Consider the following 16,443-nt stretch of genomic DNA (forward strand, 5'->3'; position numbering starts at 1 on the left):
CCTCGTCGGCGAGAACGGTGCCGGCAAGTCCACCCTGATGAAGATCCTCTACGGCATGCAGAAGCCGGACGAGGGCACCATCGCCGTGGACGGCGCCCCCGGCCCCCCGCTCCTCAGGCGCCGGAGGAGCCTGAGGCCGCCTTCACCACCGCCGCCACCAGCCGCTCGTTCTCCGGTCCGGCCCCGCCCGGGAACGCGAAGCGGCGGCGGGTGTAGCCGTACGCGATCCCGCTCGCCGGGTCCGCGAACGCCTGCGAGCCCGCCGCGCCGCAGTGGCCGTAGGCGTCCACGCCCAAGGACGGGTAGACCATCTGCGGGCGCTCGAAGCCGAGGCCGAAGTGGTCCGTCTCCAGGGTCACCCGGTCGGTCCCGGCCAGCCCGAGGCGGGCGAACTCGGCGCGCGTCTCCGGCTTGAGCAGAGCGGGCCGGCCCGCGAACTCCGAGAGCGTGGCCGCGTACATCCCGGCCAGGGCGCGCGCCGAGCCGACACCGCCCACCGAGGCCGGGCCCAGCGCCCGTACGGACGGGGTGTTGACCCACGCGACCAGATCGGTCGGAACGTTGAAGGCCACCGCCTGCAGCCCCTGCGGGTCGAACGGGCGGGCCGCCATCTCCGCGGCCTGCTCCGGCGTCGGGTTCATGGGCCGGATCGGTATGTAGCGGGGTTCGAGCCCGGCGGGCTGCCCCAGGTAGAGGTCCAGGCCGTACGGCACACGGACGCGCTCCTCGAACAGCTCCTGGATCGAACGCCCGGTGACCCGGCGCACCACCTCACCGGTGAGCGCGCCGATCACGAGCGCGTGGTAGCCGTACTCCTCGCCCGGCTCCCAGAACGGGGCCCGCTCGGCCAGCCGGGCGGCGAGCACCCGGTCGTCGGCCAGGTCCGCCCCGGAGAAGCCGCCCTCGACACCGACCAGCCCGGCCCGGTGGCCCAGCAGCTCCCGCAGGGTCAGCGCACCCTTGCCCTCGGCCGCGAACTCCGGCCAGTACGAGGCGACCGCGCGGTCCAGGTCGAGGGTGCCGTCCTGCACGAGCAGGGCGACGACGAGGTGGGCCGCACCCTTGGTCGACGAGAAGACGGCGGGCAGCGAGTCGCCCTCGATGCCGTCGCCGGCCCAGAGATCGACGACCGGCCGGCCCTCCAGGTACACGGCGAGCTGCGCCCCCGGCTCGTTGTGCTCCTCCGTGAGTACGGCGGCGAACTCGTCCCGCACCGCCTCGAAACCGGCCGCCACGGTGCCGTGCACGGTGACGTCGCCTGCGCTCTGGTCCGACATGGTGCCCCCTTCGGCGGGCGCGCCCCTCGCGCCCCCTCGTAGGGCCCCAACTGCGTCTCCATACCCGGAAATTCCCTCAAGGCGCCTCGTCGCGCGCCACGATCTCGCGGGCCAGTGCGGCGAGATCGGCCAGGGCCGGATGGCCGGGGGCGTCGCGGCGGGCGAGCAGCACCGGGACGGCCGGGGCGTCCACGAGCGGCCGGTAGGCGACCCCGGCGTGCGGGTGCATGCCGGCCGTGGAGGCGGCGGAGACGCCGGTGCCGCGCCCCGCCGCGATGGCGGTCAGCCAGTCGTCGGTGTTGGCCACGGTCAGGGTGGCCGCGGGACGGGCGGACGGCGGCCACAGTTCGGGGGTGGTGGTGCCGGAGACGGTGTTCAGGACGACGGTGCCGGTCGCCAGGTCGGCGAGCCTGAGCGTGGCGCGCGAGGCGAGCGGGCCGTCCGCCGCCACGGCGGCCACCCGCTCCTCCTCGTACAGCACCTCCGTGACCAGCCCGGGCGCCTCGACGGGGCCGCGCAGCAGTGCGGCATCGACCTCGCCGCGGGTCAGTCCGGCGGTGCGGTCGTCGATCCGGCGGAGTTCCAGCGGGGTCTGCGGATAGCGCTCCTCCCAGCCGCGGAGCAGCGGGGTGGTGTACCGGCCGAAGGCCGACCAGGCGTGCCCCAGCCGCAACGGCCACCTGCGCAGCCCGCCGGAGTCGAGCGCCTCGTCGAAAGCGGCGACCGCGGCGGCGGCCTTGTCGCGGAAGACGACGCCCGCGGCGGTGAGGGCGAGGTGATGGGTGGAGCGGTCGACGAGAAGGACGCCGAGGTGGTGCTCCAGGGCGGCCAGGGTCCGGGACACGGCGGGCTGGGTGAGCCGGAGCCGGGAGGCGGCCCGGGTGATGCTGGACTCGTCCGCGACGGCGAGGAAGGCCCGCAGATGGCGGATCTCGATCCCGCGGCCGGCTGTCCCGGCGTTCCTGCCTGCGTTCCTGTCCGGACCGTCGCCCGTGCCCTGCCCGATGCTCATGCGCGGGAAGCATAACGGGAGCCCAACGCGCATTTCACACGCCACGCACAGGTCCCTACGGTGGAGAGATGTACTGCACGGGATGAGTGCAGTATCTTCAATCTGCTAGTGCATTGTGTTGCACTATTCCTTCTCGTGACCCCGTACGCGCGAACCGTCAGAAAGTCAGGCCACAGGTGAACGACCAGGGCACCGCCACAGAACCGGCCGCAGCCGCCGTCGCCGTCCCCGAGGCGGTCGCCGCCCTCGGTGAGCGCGGCACGCAGGGCCGCGCCGGAGGGCGCGGGGCGGCGCTCGCCCCGGTCGCACTGGTGGTGGCCGGCGGGCTCTCCGTCCAGTTCGGTTCGGCGGTCGCGGTGCTGCTCATGCCCAAGGCCGGCGCCCTCGGCGTCGTCACGCTGCGTCTCGCCGTCGCCGCCCTCGTCCTGCTCGTCGTCTGCCGCCCGAAGCTGCGCGGCCACTCGCGTGCCGACTGGGGCACGGTGCTGGCCTTCGGCGTCGCGATGGGCGGCATGAACACGCTCTTCTACCAGGCCGCCGACCGCATTCCGCTCGGCGCCGCCGTGACCCTGGAGGTGCTGGGTCCGCTCGCCCTCTCGGTGTTCGCCTCGCGCCGTCTCGTCAACGTGGTCTGGGCCGCCCTCGCGCTGGGCGGTGTGCTCCTGCTGAGCGGCGGGGGCCTGGACCGGCTGGACCCGGTGGGCGCGGCCTACGCGCTCGGGGCGGGTGTCATGTGGGCGGCGTACATCGTCTTCAGCGCCCGCACCGGCCGCCGCTTCCCGCAGGCCGACGGGCTGGCCCTCGCGCTGGTGGTGGCGGCCGTCCTCTCGCTGCCGCTCGGCGTCATGGAGTCGGGCTCCAAACTCCTGGTCCCCTCCACGCTCGGCCTCGGCGCCGCGGTCGCGCTGCTGAGTTCGGTCCTGCCGTACACGCTCGAACTCATGGCGCTGCGCCGGCTGCCCGCGCCCACCTTCGCGATCCTGATGAGCCTGGAACCCGCGATCGCGGCCACGGCCGGCTTCCTCATCCTCGACCAGGCCCTCTCCACGACGGACGCCCTGGCCATCGCGCTGGTCATCGGCGCGAGCATGGGGGCCGTACGAAGTCAGGTGCGTGGCGCCCGGAAGCGGTGACGCCGCACGGCGAGGGGGCAGGGGTGCAGGTGAACAAGGCTGTGAGTTCCGGGCGTTGAACCCGGAATTCTCGCGGTGAGTGTTTGGGGATGCGTTGTCCTGTACATCAATTCAGACGGGTCTACCCGCATAGACAACGCCGTTCACCCCTGTAGTGCTCCACTCACTCCGCAGGAGATCGCCTTGAGCGCAACAACGCCGCTGCGCACCACCCTCATCGGGGTCGTGCTGTCCGCGACTGCCCTGATACCCCTCCAGAGCACCGCTTTCGCAGCGCAGAACGACACCGCCGGCACGGCCGTCACCCCGGCCACGTCGGTCGCAGGCATCGAGGACGCGACCGCGCGCTCTCTCGCCGGCTCCCTCGCCGACCCCGCCTGGCAGAGACAGGTGCGTGCGGCCGTACTGGCCGCGGACTCGGTGGACCTGCCCGCGCTGACCAGCGGCTCCACCACGTCCACGGGCAAGCGCCTCGCATCGGCGGTCGCCGTGGCCGACCGGGGCGTGGCCGCCGCCAAGGGCCTTGGCGGGGACATCGGTTCGCTGCTGCGCCTGGGCCTGGCGGACCCGTCGATGGAGGCGCGGCTCGCAGGTGGCGCGGCTCCGTGGGTGGCCGCCGCCCCGTCCGACGACGCCTCGACGTTCACCGCGTACGACAGCAGGGGCACCGCCCATGAGCTGCCGGTCGCCGTCGTCCCCGACCGGCCCGTCTACCTGGTCGACGTCGACGGCGCCAAGGCCGTCACCGAGGGTCTGAAGGTCGTCAACGAGGCGCTGGAGGCGAAGGGGCTCGATGTTCCGGTCCCGGCCGCCGAGCTGAACTCCGCCGCCTACGGTGCGGTCGCACCTGCGGCCGCGACGGGTATCGACACCACCCTGATCAACTCGGTGCGGATCTCCGACGTGAAGGAGCCGGGGATCAAGGGTGACGCCGAGATCTTCACCCTCGTGACCGGCTTCGGACAGGACGGCAAGCCGCGCGTCGACACGGTCGAGATGCCGTACCTGAACAAGGCCGCCACCACGTACTACCCGAACCAGGTCCTCGTGAACTGGTCGAACTACAAATACAACATGGCCGACGCGGTCATGATGGAGGACGACGGCGACACCAACTACCAGGCGCTCGCCAAGTCCATCGTCACCATTCTCCTGACGATCACCGACCAGGGTGTGTACATCCCGCTGGCCGACGCCCTCCTGGACGCCATCCCCACCTCCTGGTGGACCGACGACCCCGACTACGTCGACTCCTGGTACACCCTGGCCAAGACCACCAAGGGCACGCGCAACGGTGCCGCGGCCAATGGCTGGATGAACGTTTCGCCGTACTACGTGTCGGCGCTCTGACCGAGTAGCCGCGCGCCGGCGCCCCGTCCGGCGCACACGAACCACCCCCCACACCGACCGGGACCGGCTCTTCCCCAGGGGCCGGTCCCGGGCCCGGCCTCCGGAGCGCCCGGTCCTTGCGGCGCCACGCGGGCAAAGCGTCTGTTCCTCCTGCGTGCCCAGGCGTTGGATCTTAGGGTGGTCGCGATATCCGACCTGGAGGAAAACATGCCGGAACGCGACGATCTGCTCGCGCTCGTGACCGACCAGCGCACCAATTTTCTCTACACCGTCGCGAATCTCGACGACACTCAGGCGCGCACCCGCACGACCGTCAGCGAGCTGACGCTCGGCGGTCTGCTGAAGCACCTCGGGCTCGTGCAGCGCAGCTGGCTGGACGTGATCGAGGGCACCGCCCCGGCCAAGGTCGACTGGGCGGACCTCGACCCCGACGGCCAGCGGATGACCGACGCCGAGACACTGCCCGCGCTGCTGGAGGCCTTCCACACCGCGGCGGCAGCCTTCGACCGTACGGTGCGCGAGGCGGACCTCGACCGCGAGGTCACCCTGCCGGCGTACCCGTGGTCGCCCCCGGAGCCCGTCGTCTGGACGGTCCGCCGCGTCCTGTGGCACATCTTCCGCGAGATCGCCCACCACAGCGGCCACGCCGACATCATCCGCGAGGCACTGGACGGCGCCAGCACGACGCTCAAGATGAAGGAGGCGGCCACGCAGGCTCAGGACGGCTGACCTGTCTGCCGGGGCCGTGCGGGCCCAGGGCGGCTGATCTGCCGGGGCCGGGCGGGCCCAGGGCGGCTGACCTGCCGGGGCCGTGCGGGCCCAGGTTGAATCTTCCAGGGCTGCGCGGGGGCGTCGGCCGATTCCGCCCGGACCCTCCGGGGCCGGACCGGGCGGCCCGGTGAGCCCGAAGCGCGGGAGAGCCCTCGTACCCTCAACGCCGCCACCGCCACCGCCACCGCCACCGCCACCACCGCCGCCGCCACTGCCACCGTGCGGTTCGGTGAGTTGCAGTGGCGGTGCGTTGCGGTAGCGGTGGGGTATGGCAGACGTTCGTGGCCGTCCACGCCGGACCCGCCCCACCGGAGTCCAGCACCGGTCCGTGAGCTCGTAAGGCCTGTTCGGTAACGACCCGTTCGCCACGGCACCCCCCCTTCGAGGCCCCGGCTCCCCGGCTCCATGCCCCCCCCGGAGCCGGTCGTGCGCGTGCCGAAGGCCCCGGCGGAAGAAGAAGGAAAAACAATGCAAGCACGCTTGCTTGTTTTCTGCTCCCCTGGCAGGCTCCGGGGCACACCGCCACGCCCCGAGGGGAGCGCACCGTGTCCGATGCCTCAGCCGTGCTCGACGACCTGCGCAGCGAGAGTGAGGAACTCGACCTGCTCGTCGCCGGGTTGAACGCCTCGCAATGGGCTGCGGCGACACCCGCCGAGGGGTGGACCATCGCCCATCAGGTGGCCCATCTGAGCTGGACCGACGAGGTCGCGCTCCTCTCCGTCACGGAGCCCGAGCGGTTCGGCGACGAGGTCGCCAGGGCGATGAAGGACCCCGAGGGCTTCGTCGACCGGGCCGCCGAGGAGGTGGTCGCGGCGTACGCCCCCGACGCCCTCCTCGTGCACTGGCGCACCGGCCGGGAGCGGCTCCAGGAGGCTCTGCGGGCGGCGCCCGCCGGGACCCGGTTCCCCTGGTACGGGCCGCCGATGAGCGTGGCCTCGATGGCGACCGGGCGGCTGATGGAGACCTGGGCCCACGGACAGGACGCCGCCGACGCCATCGGGGCGACCCGCGCCCCGACCGCCCGGCTGCGGCACGTCGCGCGGATCGGGGTCCGGGCCCGCGACTACGCCTTCCTCGTGCGGGGAATGCAGGCGCCCGGGGAGGAGTTCCGGGTGGAACTGGAGGGGCCAGGAGGTGAGTTGATCACCTACGGTCCCGAGGGCGCCGCCCAGCGCGTCACCGGCCCGCTGCACGACTTCTGCCTGCTCGTCACCCAGCGCGCCCACCGCGACGACCTGGCCGTCCGGGCCGAGGGGGCCGACGCCGACACCTGGCTGGGTATCGCGCAGGCCTTCGCCGGGCCCGCCGGATCCGGGCGCGCCCCGCAGCAGGGGAGCGGGGCGTGACCCCGGTGCCGGACACACCCCCGCCGCTGCGGATCGGCAACGCCTCCGGGTTCTACGGGGACCGCTTCGACGCCGTCCGCGAGATGCTCACCGGCGGCCCCCTCGACGTCCTCACCGGCGACTACCTCGCCGAGCTGACCATGCTCATCCTCGGCCGCAGCCGGCTCAAGGACCCCGCGCGCGGCTACGCCACCACCTTCCTGCGCCAGCTGGAGGAGGGCCTCGGGCTCGCCCACGAGCGCGGGGTGAAGATCGTCACCAACGCGGGCGGGCTCAACCCGGCCGGACTGGCCGACGCGGTCCGGGAGTTGGCCGACAAGGTCGGCGTGCCCGTGCGCGTCGCCCACGTCGAGGGCGACAGTCTCCCCGTACCCGGGGGATACCTCACCGCCAACGCCTACCTCGGCGGATCGGGCATCGCCGCCTGTCTGCGTGCCGGCGCCGGCGTCGTCGTCACCGGCAGGGTCACCGACGCGGCCCTCGTCACCGGACCCGCCGCCGCACACTTCGGCTGGGGACCGGAGGACCACGACGCGCTCGCCGGAGCCGTCGTCGCCGGGCACGTACTGGAGTGCGGCACCCAGGCCACCGGCGGGAACTACTCCTTCTTCCGCGGCCACGACGTCCGGCGGCCCGGCTTCCCCGTCGCCGAGATCCACGCCGACGGGACGAGCGTCATCACCAAGCACGACGGCACCGGCGGCGTCGTCGACGTCGGCACGGTCACCGCCCAGCTGCTGTACGAGACCGGCGGCGCCCGGTACGCGGGACCCGACGTCACCGCCCGGCTCGACACCGTACGGCTGACTCCCGACGGTCCCGACCGGGTCCGGATCTCCGGGGTGCGCGGCGAGGCCCCGCCGCCCACGCTCAAGGTCGGACTCACCCGGCTCGGCGGCTGGCGCAACGAGGTCGTCTTCGTGCTCACCGGACTCGACGTCGACGCCAAGGCGCAGCTCGTGCGCGACCAGATCGCGGACGCCTTCGCGCGCGCCGGGCGGCAGCCCGAGGAGGTGCGGTGGGAGCTCTCGCGCACCGACCGGGCCGATGCCGCGACCGAGGAGACGGCGAGCGCGCTGCTGCGGCTCGTCGTCCGCGACCAGGAGCCGGAGGCCGTGGGGCGCGCCCTGTCCGGCGCCGCGATCGAGCTGGCGCTCGGCAGCTACCCGGGCTTCCACGTCACCGCCCCGCCCGGAAAGGGCGAGCCCTACGGGGTGTTCGAGGCGCGGTACGTACCGGCCGGGGACGTCACCCATGTCGCCGTGCTCCCCGACGGGCGGCGCGAGGAGCAGGCACCGCCCGCCCGCACGCGGGAGCTGCGCGATACCGAACAGCCGCCGCTGCCCGCGCCGTTGCCCGCAACCCCCACCCGCAGCGCCGCGCTCGGGCTCGTCGCGGGCGCCCGCAGCGGGGACAAGGGAGGGGACGCCAACATCGGGGTGTGGGTCCGGAGCGACGAGGCCTGGCGGTGGCTGGCCCACGAGCTGACCGTCGAGCGGCTGCGGGAGCTGCTGCCGGAGACCGCCGGCCTCACCGTCGTACGCCAGGTACTGCCGCATCTGCGCGCCCTGAACTTCACCGTCCGCGGGCTGCTCGGCGAAGGCGTCGCCGCCCGGCACCGCTTCGACCCGCAGGCCAAGGCCGTGGGGGAGTGGCTGCGCTCCCGGCTCCTGGAGATACCCGTGGCTTTGTTGGACAGTTCACCGGAGGTGCACGCATGACCGTCCTGCCCACCGGGCTCGACACCGCGAGCCCCGAATACGCCGCCCACCGCGCCGCCATGCTCGACAAGCTCGCCGAGCTGGACGCCGCGCACACCGGGGCGCTGGGAGGCGGCGGCGAGAAGTACGTCGAGCGGCACCGCAAGCGCGGCAAGCTGCTGGCCCGTGAGCGGATCGAGCTGCTGATCGACCGGGACACCCCGTTCCTGGAGCTGTCCCCGCTCGCCGCCTGGGGCAGCGACTACACCGTCGGCGCCTCGATCGTCACGGGGATCGGGGTGGTGGAGGGTGTGGAGTGCCTGATCACCGCCAACGACCCGACCGTACGCGGCGGCGCCTCCAACCCGTGGACGCTGAAGAAGGCCCTGCGGGCCAACGAGATCGCCTTCGCCAACCGGCTCCCGACCATCAGCCTGGTCGAGTCGGGCGGCGCCGATCTGCCCTCGCAGAAGGAGATCTTCATCCCGGGCGGGGCGCTCTTCCGTGACATCACCCGGCTGTCGGCCGCCGGCATCCCGACCGTGGCCGTCGTCTTCGGCAACTCCACCGCGGGCGGGGCGTACGTCCCCGGCATGTCCGACCACACCGTCATGATCAAGGAGCGGTCGAAGGTCTTCCTCGGCGGACCCCCGCTGGTGAAGATGGCCACCGGTGAGGAGAGCGACGACGAATCGCTCGGCGGCGCCGAGATGCACGCCCGCACCTCCGGTCTCGCCGACCACTTCGCCGTCGACGAGCAGGACGCCCTGCGCCAGGCCCGCCGCATCGTCGCCCGTCTCAACTGGCGCAAGGCGCACCCCGACCCGGGCCCCGCCGAGCCGCCCGAATACGACGAGGACGAGCTGATCGGCATCGTGCCCGGCGACCTGAAGGTGCCCTTCGACCCGCGCGAGGTCATCGCCCGGCTGGTCGACGGCTCGGACTTCGACGCGTTCAAACCGCTCTACGGGACCAGCCTGGTCACCGGCTGGGCGCGCCTGCACGGCTACCCCGTCGGCATCCTCGCCAACGCGCAGGGTGTGCTGTTCAGCGAGGAGTCGCAGAAGGCCGCCCAGTTCATCCAGCTCGCCAACCAGCGCGACATCCCGCTGCTCTTCCTGCACAACACCACCGGCTACATGGTCGGCAAGGAGTACGAGCAGGGCGGCATCATCAAGCACGGCGCGATGATGATCAACGCGGTCTCCAACTCGAAGGTGCCGCACCTGTCCGTCCTCATGGGCGCCTCCTACGGCGCGGGGCACTACGGAATGTGCGGCCGGGCCTACGACCCGCGCTTCCTGTTCGCCTGGCCCAGCAGCAAATCCGCCGTCATGGGCCCGCAGCAGCTGGCCGGGGTGCTCTCCATCGTCGCCCGCGCCTCCGCCGCCGCGAAGGGACACCCCTACGACGACGAGGCGGACGCCGGACTGCGCGCCATGGTCGAGCAGCAGATCGAGTCCGAGTCCCTGCCGATGTTCCTGTCCGGGCGGCTGTACGACGACGGGGTCATCGACCCGCGCGACACCAGGACCGTCCTCGGGATGTGCCTGTCCGCCATCCACACCGCACCGGTCGAGGGCGCCCGCGGCGGCTTCGGCGTCTTCCGGATGTGAGGGTACGCATGATCAGCACTCTGCTCGTCGCCAACCGGGGCGAGATCGCCTGCCGGATCTTCCGCACCTGCCGCGCGCTCGGCATCACCACCGTCGCCGTGTACTCCGACGCGGACGCCGACGCCCTGCACGTACGGGAGGCCGACACCGCCGTCCGGCTGCCGGGGGCCGCCCCCGCCGACACATATCTGCGCGGCGACCTCGTCGTCGCCGCGGCGCTCGCGGCGGGCGCCGACGCGGTCCACCCCGGGTACGGCTTCCTCTCCGAGAACGCCGGATTCGCCGCCGCCGTACAGGACGCCGGACTCCTCTGGGTCGGGCCGCCGGTCAAGGCCATCGAGCTGATGGCGTCCAAGACCCGGGCCAAGGAGCTGATGGCCGCCGCCGGAGTGCCGCTTCTCGCCCCCGTCGACCCGGCCGCGGCCCGCGCCGAGGACCTGCCGCTGCTGCTCAAGGCCGCTGCGGGCGGCGGCGGCCGCGGCATGCGGATCGTGCGGGAACTGGGCGACCTGCCGGGCGAGTTGACGGCTGCCGCAGCCGAGGCCCTGTCCGCCTTCGGGGACGGCGAGGTCTTCGCCGAGCCGTACGTGGAGCGCGGCCGGCACGTCGAGGTCCAGATCATGGCCGACGAGCACGACGGCGTCTGGGCGCTCGGCACCCGCGACTGCTCGCTCCAGCGCCGCCACCAGAAGGTCATCGAGGAAGCCCCCGCGCCCGGCCTCGACGACGGGCTCCGCGACCGGCTGCACGCCGCCGCCACGGCCGCCGCACGGGCCGTCGCCTACCGGGGCGCCGGCACCGTCGAATTCCTGGTCACCGCCGACGGGCGGCCGTACTTCCTGGAGATGAACACCCGCCTCCAGGTCGAACACCCCGTCACCGAGGCCGTGTTCGGCCTGGACCTCGTCGCCCTCCAACTGCGGGTCGCGGAGGGCGAGCCCCTTCCCGCCGCCGCGCCCCCGCAGCCCGCCGGGCACGCCGTCGAGGCCCGGCTCTACGCCGAGGACCCCGCCCGTGACTGGCAGCCGCAGACCGGAGCACTGCTCTCGCTCGACGTACCGGACGAGCCCGGGGTGCGACTGGACACCGGATACACCGGCGGCGACACCATCGGCGTGCACTACGACCCGATGCTCGCCAAGGTCATCGCCCACGCCCCCACCCGCACCGAAGCCGTACGCCTCCTCGCCCGCGCCCTGGAACGCGCCCGCATCCACGGCCCCGTCACCAACCGCGAGCTCCTCGTACGCTCCCTGCGTCACCCGGACTTCGTCGCCGCCCGCCTCGACACCGGCTTCTACGAACGGCACCTGGCAGCCCTGACCGCCGCGGCCGACGAGAGCGGCCAACGGCAGGCCGCCGCCGCTGCCGCCCTCGCCGAAGCCGCCCGCCGCCCCACCACGGGCGGTGTCGCCCGCTTCGGCGCCTGGCGCAACGTCCCCTCGCAGCCCCAGCTCAGGCGCTACCGCAGCGAGCCCGACGGCAGCGAGCACGACATCACCTACCGCACCACCCGCGACGGCCTCGTGCCCGCACAGGGCACCCGGCTCATCACCGCACGCCCCGACCGCGTCACCCTCGAAACGGACGGCGTGACCCGGCACTTCGCCGTCACCGCCCACCACGACCGGGTGTACGTGGACACGGCCACCGGCTCGTACGCCTTCACCGCCCTGCCCCGCTTCACCGACCCCGCCGAACGCACCGAACCCGGCTCCCTGCTCGCCCCGATGCCCGGCACCGTCGTCCGCCTGGCGGACGGCCTCGCGGCCGGGTCCGCCGTCGAGGCCGGGCAGCCACTGATCTGGCTGGAGGCGATGAAGATGGAGCACCGCATCCTCGCCCCCGCCGCCGGCACCCTCACCGCCCTGCACGCCGCACCCGGCCTCCAGGTGGAGGTCGGCGCACTGCTCGCCGTCGTCACCGAACCCGCAGACCGCGCACCCGTCACCCCTGAGGAGAACGCATGAGCACCGTCCTCGAAACCGAAGAGCACCGGGCCCTGCGCGCCGCCGTCGCCGCACTCGGGAAGCGGTACGGGCGCGACTACATGACGTCCGTCGTCCGCGACGGCTCCCACCCGCGCGAACTGTGGGCCGAGGCCGCCAAGCTCGGCTACCTCGGCGTGAACCTCCCCGAGGAGCACGGCGGCGGGGGCAGCGGAATGGCGGAACTCTCCATCGTCCTGGAGGAGTTGGGTGCCGCAGGCTCCCCGCTCCTGATGATGGTCGTCTCGCCCGCCATCTGCGGCACCGTCATAGCCCGCTTCGGCACCGACACCCAGAAGCGGCAGTGGCTCCCCGGCCTCGCCGACGGCAGCCTCACCATGGCCTTCGGCATCACCGAACCCGACGCCGGGTCCAACTCCCACCGCATCACCACCACCGCCCGCCGGGACGGCGGGGAATGGGTGCTCACCGGCCGCAAGGTCTTCGTCTCCGGCGTCGACATCGCCGACGCCACCCTCATCGTCGGCCGCACCGAGGACGCCAGGTCCGGCAAACTGAAGCCCTGTCTGTTCATCGTCCCGCGCGAGGCCCCCGGCTTCCAGCGGTCACAGATCGACATGGAACTCCAGGCGCCGGAGAAGCAGTTCGAACTCGTCCTCGACGACGTACGTCTGCCCGCCGACGCGCTCGTGGGAGATGAGGACGCGGGCCTCCTCCAGCTCTTCGCCGGGCTGAACCCCGAACGCATCATGACCGCCGCGTTCGGCATCGGCATGGGCCGCTACGCGCTCGGCCGCGCCGTCGAGTACGCGAAGACCCGCCAGGTGTGGAAGGAACCCATCGGCTCCCACCAGGCCATCGCCCACCCCCTCGCCCAGGCCCACATCGAGCTCGAACTGGCCCGGCTGATGATGCAGAAGGCCGCCCGGCTCTACGACGACGGCGACGACATCGGCGCGGGCGAGGCCGCCAACATGGCCAAGTACGCCGCGGGCGAGGCCTGCGTCAAGGCCGTCGACCAGGCCGTGCACACCCTCGGCGGCAACGGGCTCACCCGCGAGTACGGCCTCGCGTCCCTGATCACCGCGTCCCGGGTGGCGCGCATCGCGCCCGTCAGCCGGGAAATGATCCTGAACTACGTGTCCCATCAGTCCCTGGGCCTCCCCAAGTCGTACTGACCGGCCGGGGGCGGCACCGTCCGAGGCCTGTCCAGGGGGGCCTGCCCCCGCCCCGGCCCCGGGGCGGCCCGCCCCGGCCGGTCCCAGGGCCTGTCCCAAGGCCTGCCCCGGGTCTTCCCGCGCCCCGCAGCCAGAGGCGATGCTGACCCTCTCCACCACCGAACGGCCCCTCGGCGCCACCGCTGACCCAGGGCGGGGTGCCGGACAGGCCGTACCCGCGTCGAAGGGAACCGCCATGGTGTTCCACAGCGAGTACGAAGACGTCCCGGCCCTCGAAACACCCATCCACGAGACGGTCCTCGGCGGGGCCGCGGCCTTCGGCGACACCGTCGCCCTGATCGACGGCACCAACGGCATGAGCGTCACCTACACACAGCTCGACGCCTTCCACCGCCGCATCGCCGCCCACCTCGCCGAGGCGGGACTGCGCAAGGGCGACGTCCTCGCCCTGCACAGCCCCAACACGATCGCCTACCCCGCCGTCTTCTACGGGGCCACGCGCGCCGGAGCCTGCGTCACCACCGTGCACCCGCTCGCCACCGCCGAGGAGTTCGCCAAACAGCTCAAGGACAGCGGCTCCCGCTGGATCGTCACCGTGTCCCTGTTCCTCGACGTCGCCCGGCAGGCGGCCGCACTCGCGGGCGGTGTCAGGGAGATCTTCGTCTGCGACCAGGCCGACGGCCACACCTCCGTGCTCGACATGCTGGGCTCCACCGCCCCGGAACCCGAGATCGAGTTCGGCCCCGAGGACATCGCCGCCCTTCCTTACTCCTCCGGGACCACCGGCGCCCCCAAGGGTGTCATGCTCACCCACCGTTCCATCGGCACCAACCTGGAGCAGCTGCGCCCCTTCATCCCGATGAAGTCCGGCCACAGCATCCTCGCCGTCCTCCCCTTCTTCCACATCTACGGGCTGACCGCCCTGATGAACGTCCCGCTGCGCTGCGGCGCCACGGTCGTCGTGCTGCCCCGCTTCGACCTCGACCAGTTCCTCGGCGTGATCCAGGAACACCGCATCGGCGGGCTGTACGTGGCCCCGCCGATCGTCCTGGCCCTCGCCAAGCACCCGGCCGTCGGCAACTACGACCTGTCCTCGCTGGAGTACATCGTCAGCGCCGCCGCCCCCTTGGACGCCGACCTCGCCGCCGCCTGCTCCGCCCGCCTCGGCCTGCCTCCCGTACGGCAGGCGTACGGCATGACGGAACTCTCGCCCGGCACCCACGTCGTGCCCCTCGAAGCCGAGAACCCGCCGCCCGGCGCCGTCGGAAAGCTGCTGCCGAGCACCGAGATGCGGATCACGTCCATCGAGGACCCCGGGACGGACCTCGGCACCGACACCGACGGCGAGATCCTCATCCGGGGCCCCCAGACGATGAAGGGCTACCTCAACCGCCCCGAAGCCACCGACGAAATGATCGACGGCGACGGCTGGGTGCACACCGGCGACATCGGACGCGTCGACGCGGACGGCTGGCTCTTCGTCGTCGACCGGGTCAAGGAACTGATCAAGTACAAGGGTTACCAGGTCGCCCCCGCCGAACTCGAAGCACTCCTCCTCACCCATCCGTCGATCGCCGACGCCGCGGTCATCGGCGTGTACGACCCCGAGGGCAACGAGATCCCGAAGGCGTTCCTCGTACGCCAGCCGGCCGCGCAGGACCTCACCGCCGACGACGTCATGGCGTACGTCGCCGAACACGTCGCCCCGTACAAGAAGATCCGCCGCGTCGAGTTCGTCGACGCCGTACCGCGCGCCGTCTCCGGCAAGATCCTGCGCCGCGAACTGCGCGACAGGGAGAAGCAGCAATGACGCTCGCCCCACCCACCCACGACCGGGGCATCACCACCCTCGCGCTCGACTCCCCGGCCAACCGGAACGCGCTGAGCGCACCGCTCGTGGCCGGGCTGGCCGAAGCCCTCGACGCGTGCGCGGCGGACGGCACCGTGCGGGCCGTGGTCCTCACCCACACCGGCAACACGTTCTGCGCGGGCGCCGACCTCAGGGCGCCGGCCGACCCGCACGCCTTCGTCGCCCTCATGCGGCAGATCATCACGCTCGCCAAACCGGTCGTCGCCCGCGTCACGGGGCACGTCCGGGCCGGTGGCCTCGGCCTGCTCGGCGCCTGCGACATCTCGGTGGCCGGCCCCGACTCCTCCTTCGCCCTCACCGAATCCCGCCTCGGCCTCGCCCCCGCCGTCATCTCCCTGCCGCTGCTGCCCCGCCTGGACCCCCGCGCGGCATCCCGCTACTACCTCACCGGCGAACGGTTCGACGCGGCGGAGGCCGCCAGGACCGGTCTCGTCACCCTCGCCGCCGAGGACGTGGACAAGGCGCTCGTACCGGTACTCGACGGACTGCGCAGGGCCTCGCCCCAGGGGCTGGCCGCATCGAAGGAGCTGGTCACGGCTACTGTGCGGGAGACTTTCGACCAGCACGCCGAAGACCTCATCGCCCGCTCCGCGGCACTCTTCGCCTCCGACGAGGCACGGGAGGGGATGACGGCCTTCCTGGAACGACGGGATCCCGCATGGCGGCTCTGACCCCACCCAAGCAGGACCGCAGCCGCGCCACCCGGCAGAAGCTCCTCGAAGCCGCGGTCGCCTGCCTCGCCGAACACGGCTGGGCAGGCTCCACCGTCTCCGTCGTCGCCGAACGCGCCGGCGTCTCCCGCGGCGCCGCCCAGCACCACTTCCCCACCCGGGAGGACCTGTTCACCGCGGCCGTCGAGTACGTCGCCGAGGAACGCTCCGCCGCCCTGCGCGCCGTCCCCGGCCAGGACCGGGGAGCCGTCGTCGCCGCCCTCGTCGACCTCTACACGGGCCCGCTCTTCCGTGCCGCACTCCAGCTCTGGGTCGCCGCCTCCAACGAGGAACAGCTCCGCCCCCGCGTCACCGAACTCGAAGCCCGCGTGGGCCGCGAGACCCACCACATCGCCGTCGGCCTCCTGCACGCCGACGAGACCCGCCCCGGTGTACGGGAAACGGTCCAGGGCCTCCTCGACATGGCCCGCGGCCTGGGCCTCGCCAACGTCCTCACGGACGACACAGCACGCCGGCGGAAGGTCGTGGCGCAGTGGGCCGCGCTGTTGGACGAGGCGCTGGGGTGAGGGG

Annotated in this window: 13 protein-coding genes and 1 pseudogene; 12 read left to right on the forward strand and 2 right to left on the reverse strand. The window is 72.7% G+C overall.

From position 1 onward, the window contains the following. A pseudogene (locus tag ABT025_RS31295) lies at window positions 1–94 on the forward strand (ATP-binding cassette domain-containing protein); the annotation flags it as partial. Window positions 95–113: 19 nt separating this feature from the next. Here the strand turns inward: ABT025_RS31295 and ABT025_RS31300 are convergent. Both ABT025_RS31300 and ABT025_RS31305 read right to left on the reverse strand, forming a co-directional pair. Beyond that, complete coding sequence (locus tag ABT025_RS31300; RefSeq protein WP_351001798.1) at window positions 114–1,277, reverse strand: serine hydrolase domain-containing protein; 1,164 nt, start codon at window positions 1,275–1,277, stop codon at window positions 114–116. 76 nt (window positions 1,278–1,353) lie between these two features. After that, on the reverse strand, window positions 1,354–2,289 hold the full coding sequence (locus ABT025_RS31305) for a LysR family transcriptional regulator (RefSeq protein WP_502972068.1): 936 nt from the start codon (window positions 2,287–2,289) through the stop codon (window positions 1,354–1,356). A 176-nt stretch (window positions 2,290–2,465) separates the two neighbouring features. Between ABT025_RS31305 and ABT025_RS31310 the strand changes: the two genes are divergently transcribed. From ABT025_RS31310 to ABT025_RS31360, 11 genes are all read left to right on the forward strand, one after another. Then, window positions 2,466–3,422 (forward strand): EamA family transporter, encoded by a 957-nt coding sequence (locus tag ABT025_RS31310; RefSeq protein WP_351001800.1) that lies wholly within the window; start codon window positions 2,466–2,468, stop codon window positions 3,420–3,422. Window positions 3,423–3,605: 183 nt separating this feature from the next. Beyond that, the gene (locus tag ABT025_RS31315; protein ID WP_351001802.1) at window positions 3,606–4,772 is read left to right on the forward strand and encodes a DUF3103 family protein; all 1,167 of its coding nucleotides are present in this window, start codon (window positions 3,606–3,608) and stop codon (window positions 4,770–4,772) included. A gap of 207 nt (window positions 4,773–4,979) precedes the next feature. Beyond that, complete coding sequence (locus ABT025_RS31320) at window positions 4,980–5,501, forward strand: DinB family protein (RefSeq protein WP_351001804.1); 522 nt, start codon at window positions 4,980–4,982, stop codon at window positions 5,499–5,501. Window positions 5,502–6,088: 587 nt separating this feature from the next. Beyond that, entirely contained in the window at window positions 6,089–6,889 is an 801-nt protein-coding gene (locus tag ABT025_RS31325) for a TIGR03084 family metal-binding protein (RefSeq protein WP_351001805.1), read from the forward strand. A gap of 5 nt (window positions 6,890–6,894) precedes the next feature. Beyond that, window positions 6,895–8,610, forward strand: a complete 1,716-nt coding sequence (locus tag ABT025_RS31330) for an acyclic terpene utilization AtuA family protein (RefSeq protein WP_351001853.1) — start codon at window positions 6,895–6,897, stop codon at window positions 8,608–8,610. Beyond that, on the forward strand, window positions 8,607–10,205 hold the full coding sequence (locus ABT025_RS31335; RefSeq protein ID WP_351001807.1) for an acyl-CoA carboxylase subunit beta: 1,599 nt from the start codon (window positions 8,607–8,609) through the stop codon (window positions 10,203–10,205). Before ABT025_RS31330 ends, ABT025_RS31335 begins: the two co-directional genes overlap by 4 nt. A gap of 8 nt (window positions 10,206–10,213) precedes the next feature. Then, window positions 10,214–12,175 (forward strand): acetyl/propionyl/methylcrotonyl-CoA carboxylase subunit alpha, encoded by a 1,962-nt coding sequence (locus tag ABT025_RS31340; protein ID WP_351001809.1) that lies wholly within the window; start codon window positions 10,214–10,216, stop codon window positions 12,173–12,175. Beyond that, window positions 12,172–13,332: an acyl-CoA dehydrogenase family protein gene (locus tag ABT025_RS31345; RefSeq protein ID WP_351001811.1), complete on the forward strand. Its 1,161-nt coding sequence runs from the start codon at window positions 12,172–12,174 to the stop codon at window positions 13,330–13,332. Before ABT025_RS31340 ends, ABT025_RS31345 begins: the two co-directional genes overlap by 4 nt. A 235-nt stretch (window positions 13,333–13,567) precedes the next feature. Continuing rightward, window positions 13,568–15,142, forward strand: coding sequence for a 4-coumarate--CoA ligase family protein (locus ABT025_RS31350; protein WP_351001855.1), 1,575 nt, complete (start codon window positions 13,568–13,570; stop codon window positions 15,140–15,142). Next, window positions 15,139–15,873, forward strand: a complete 735-nt coding sequence (locus ABT025_RS31355) for an enoyl-CoA hydratase family protein (protein WP_351001813.1) — start codon at window positions 15,139–15,141, stop codon at window positions 15,871–15,873. The genes ABT025_RS31350 and ABT025_RS31355 overlap by 4 nt, the downstream gene beginning before the upstream one ends. Continuing rightward, a complete protein-coding gene (locus ABT025_RS31360; RefSeq protein WP_351001815.1) occupies window positions 15,861–16,439 on the forward strand; it encodes a TetR/AcrR family transcriptional regulator in 579 nt (192 codons plus the stop codon). The genes ABT025_RS31355 and ABT025_RS31360 overlap by 13 nt, the downstream gene beginning before the upstream one ends. Window positions 16,440–16,443 lie beyond the last annotated feature (4 nt).

Source organism: Streptomyces sp. NPDC002809 (assembly GCF_040295435.1).
Taxonomy (GTDB): Bacteria; Actinomycetota; Actinomycetes; order Streptomycetales; family Streptomycetaceae; genus Streptomyces.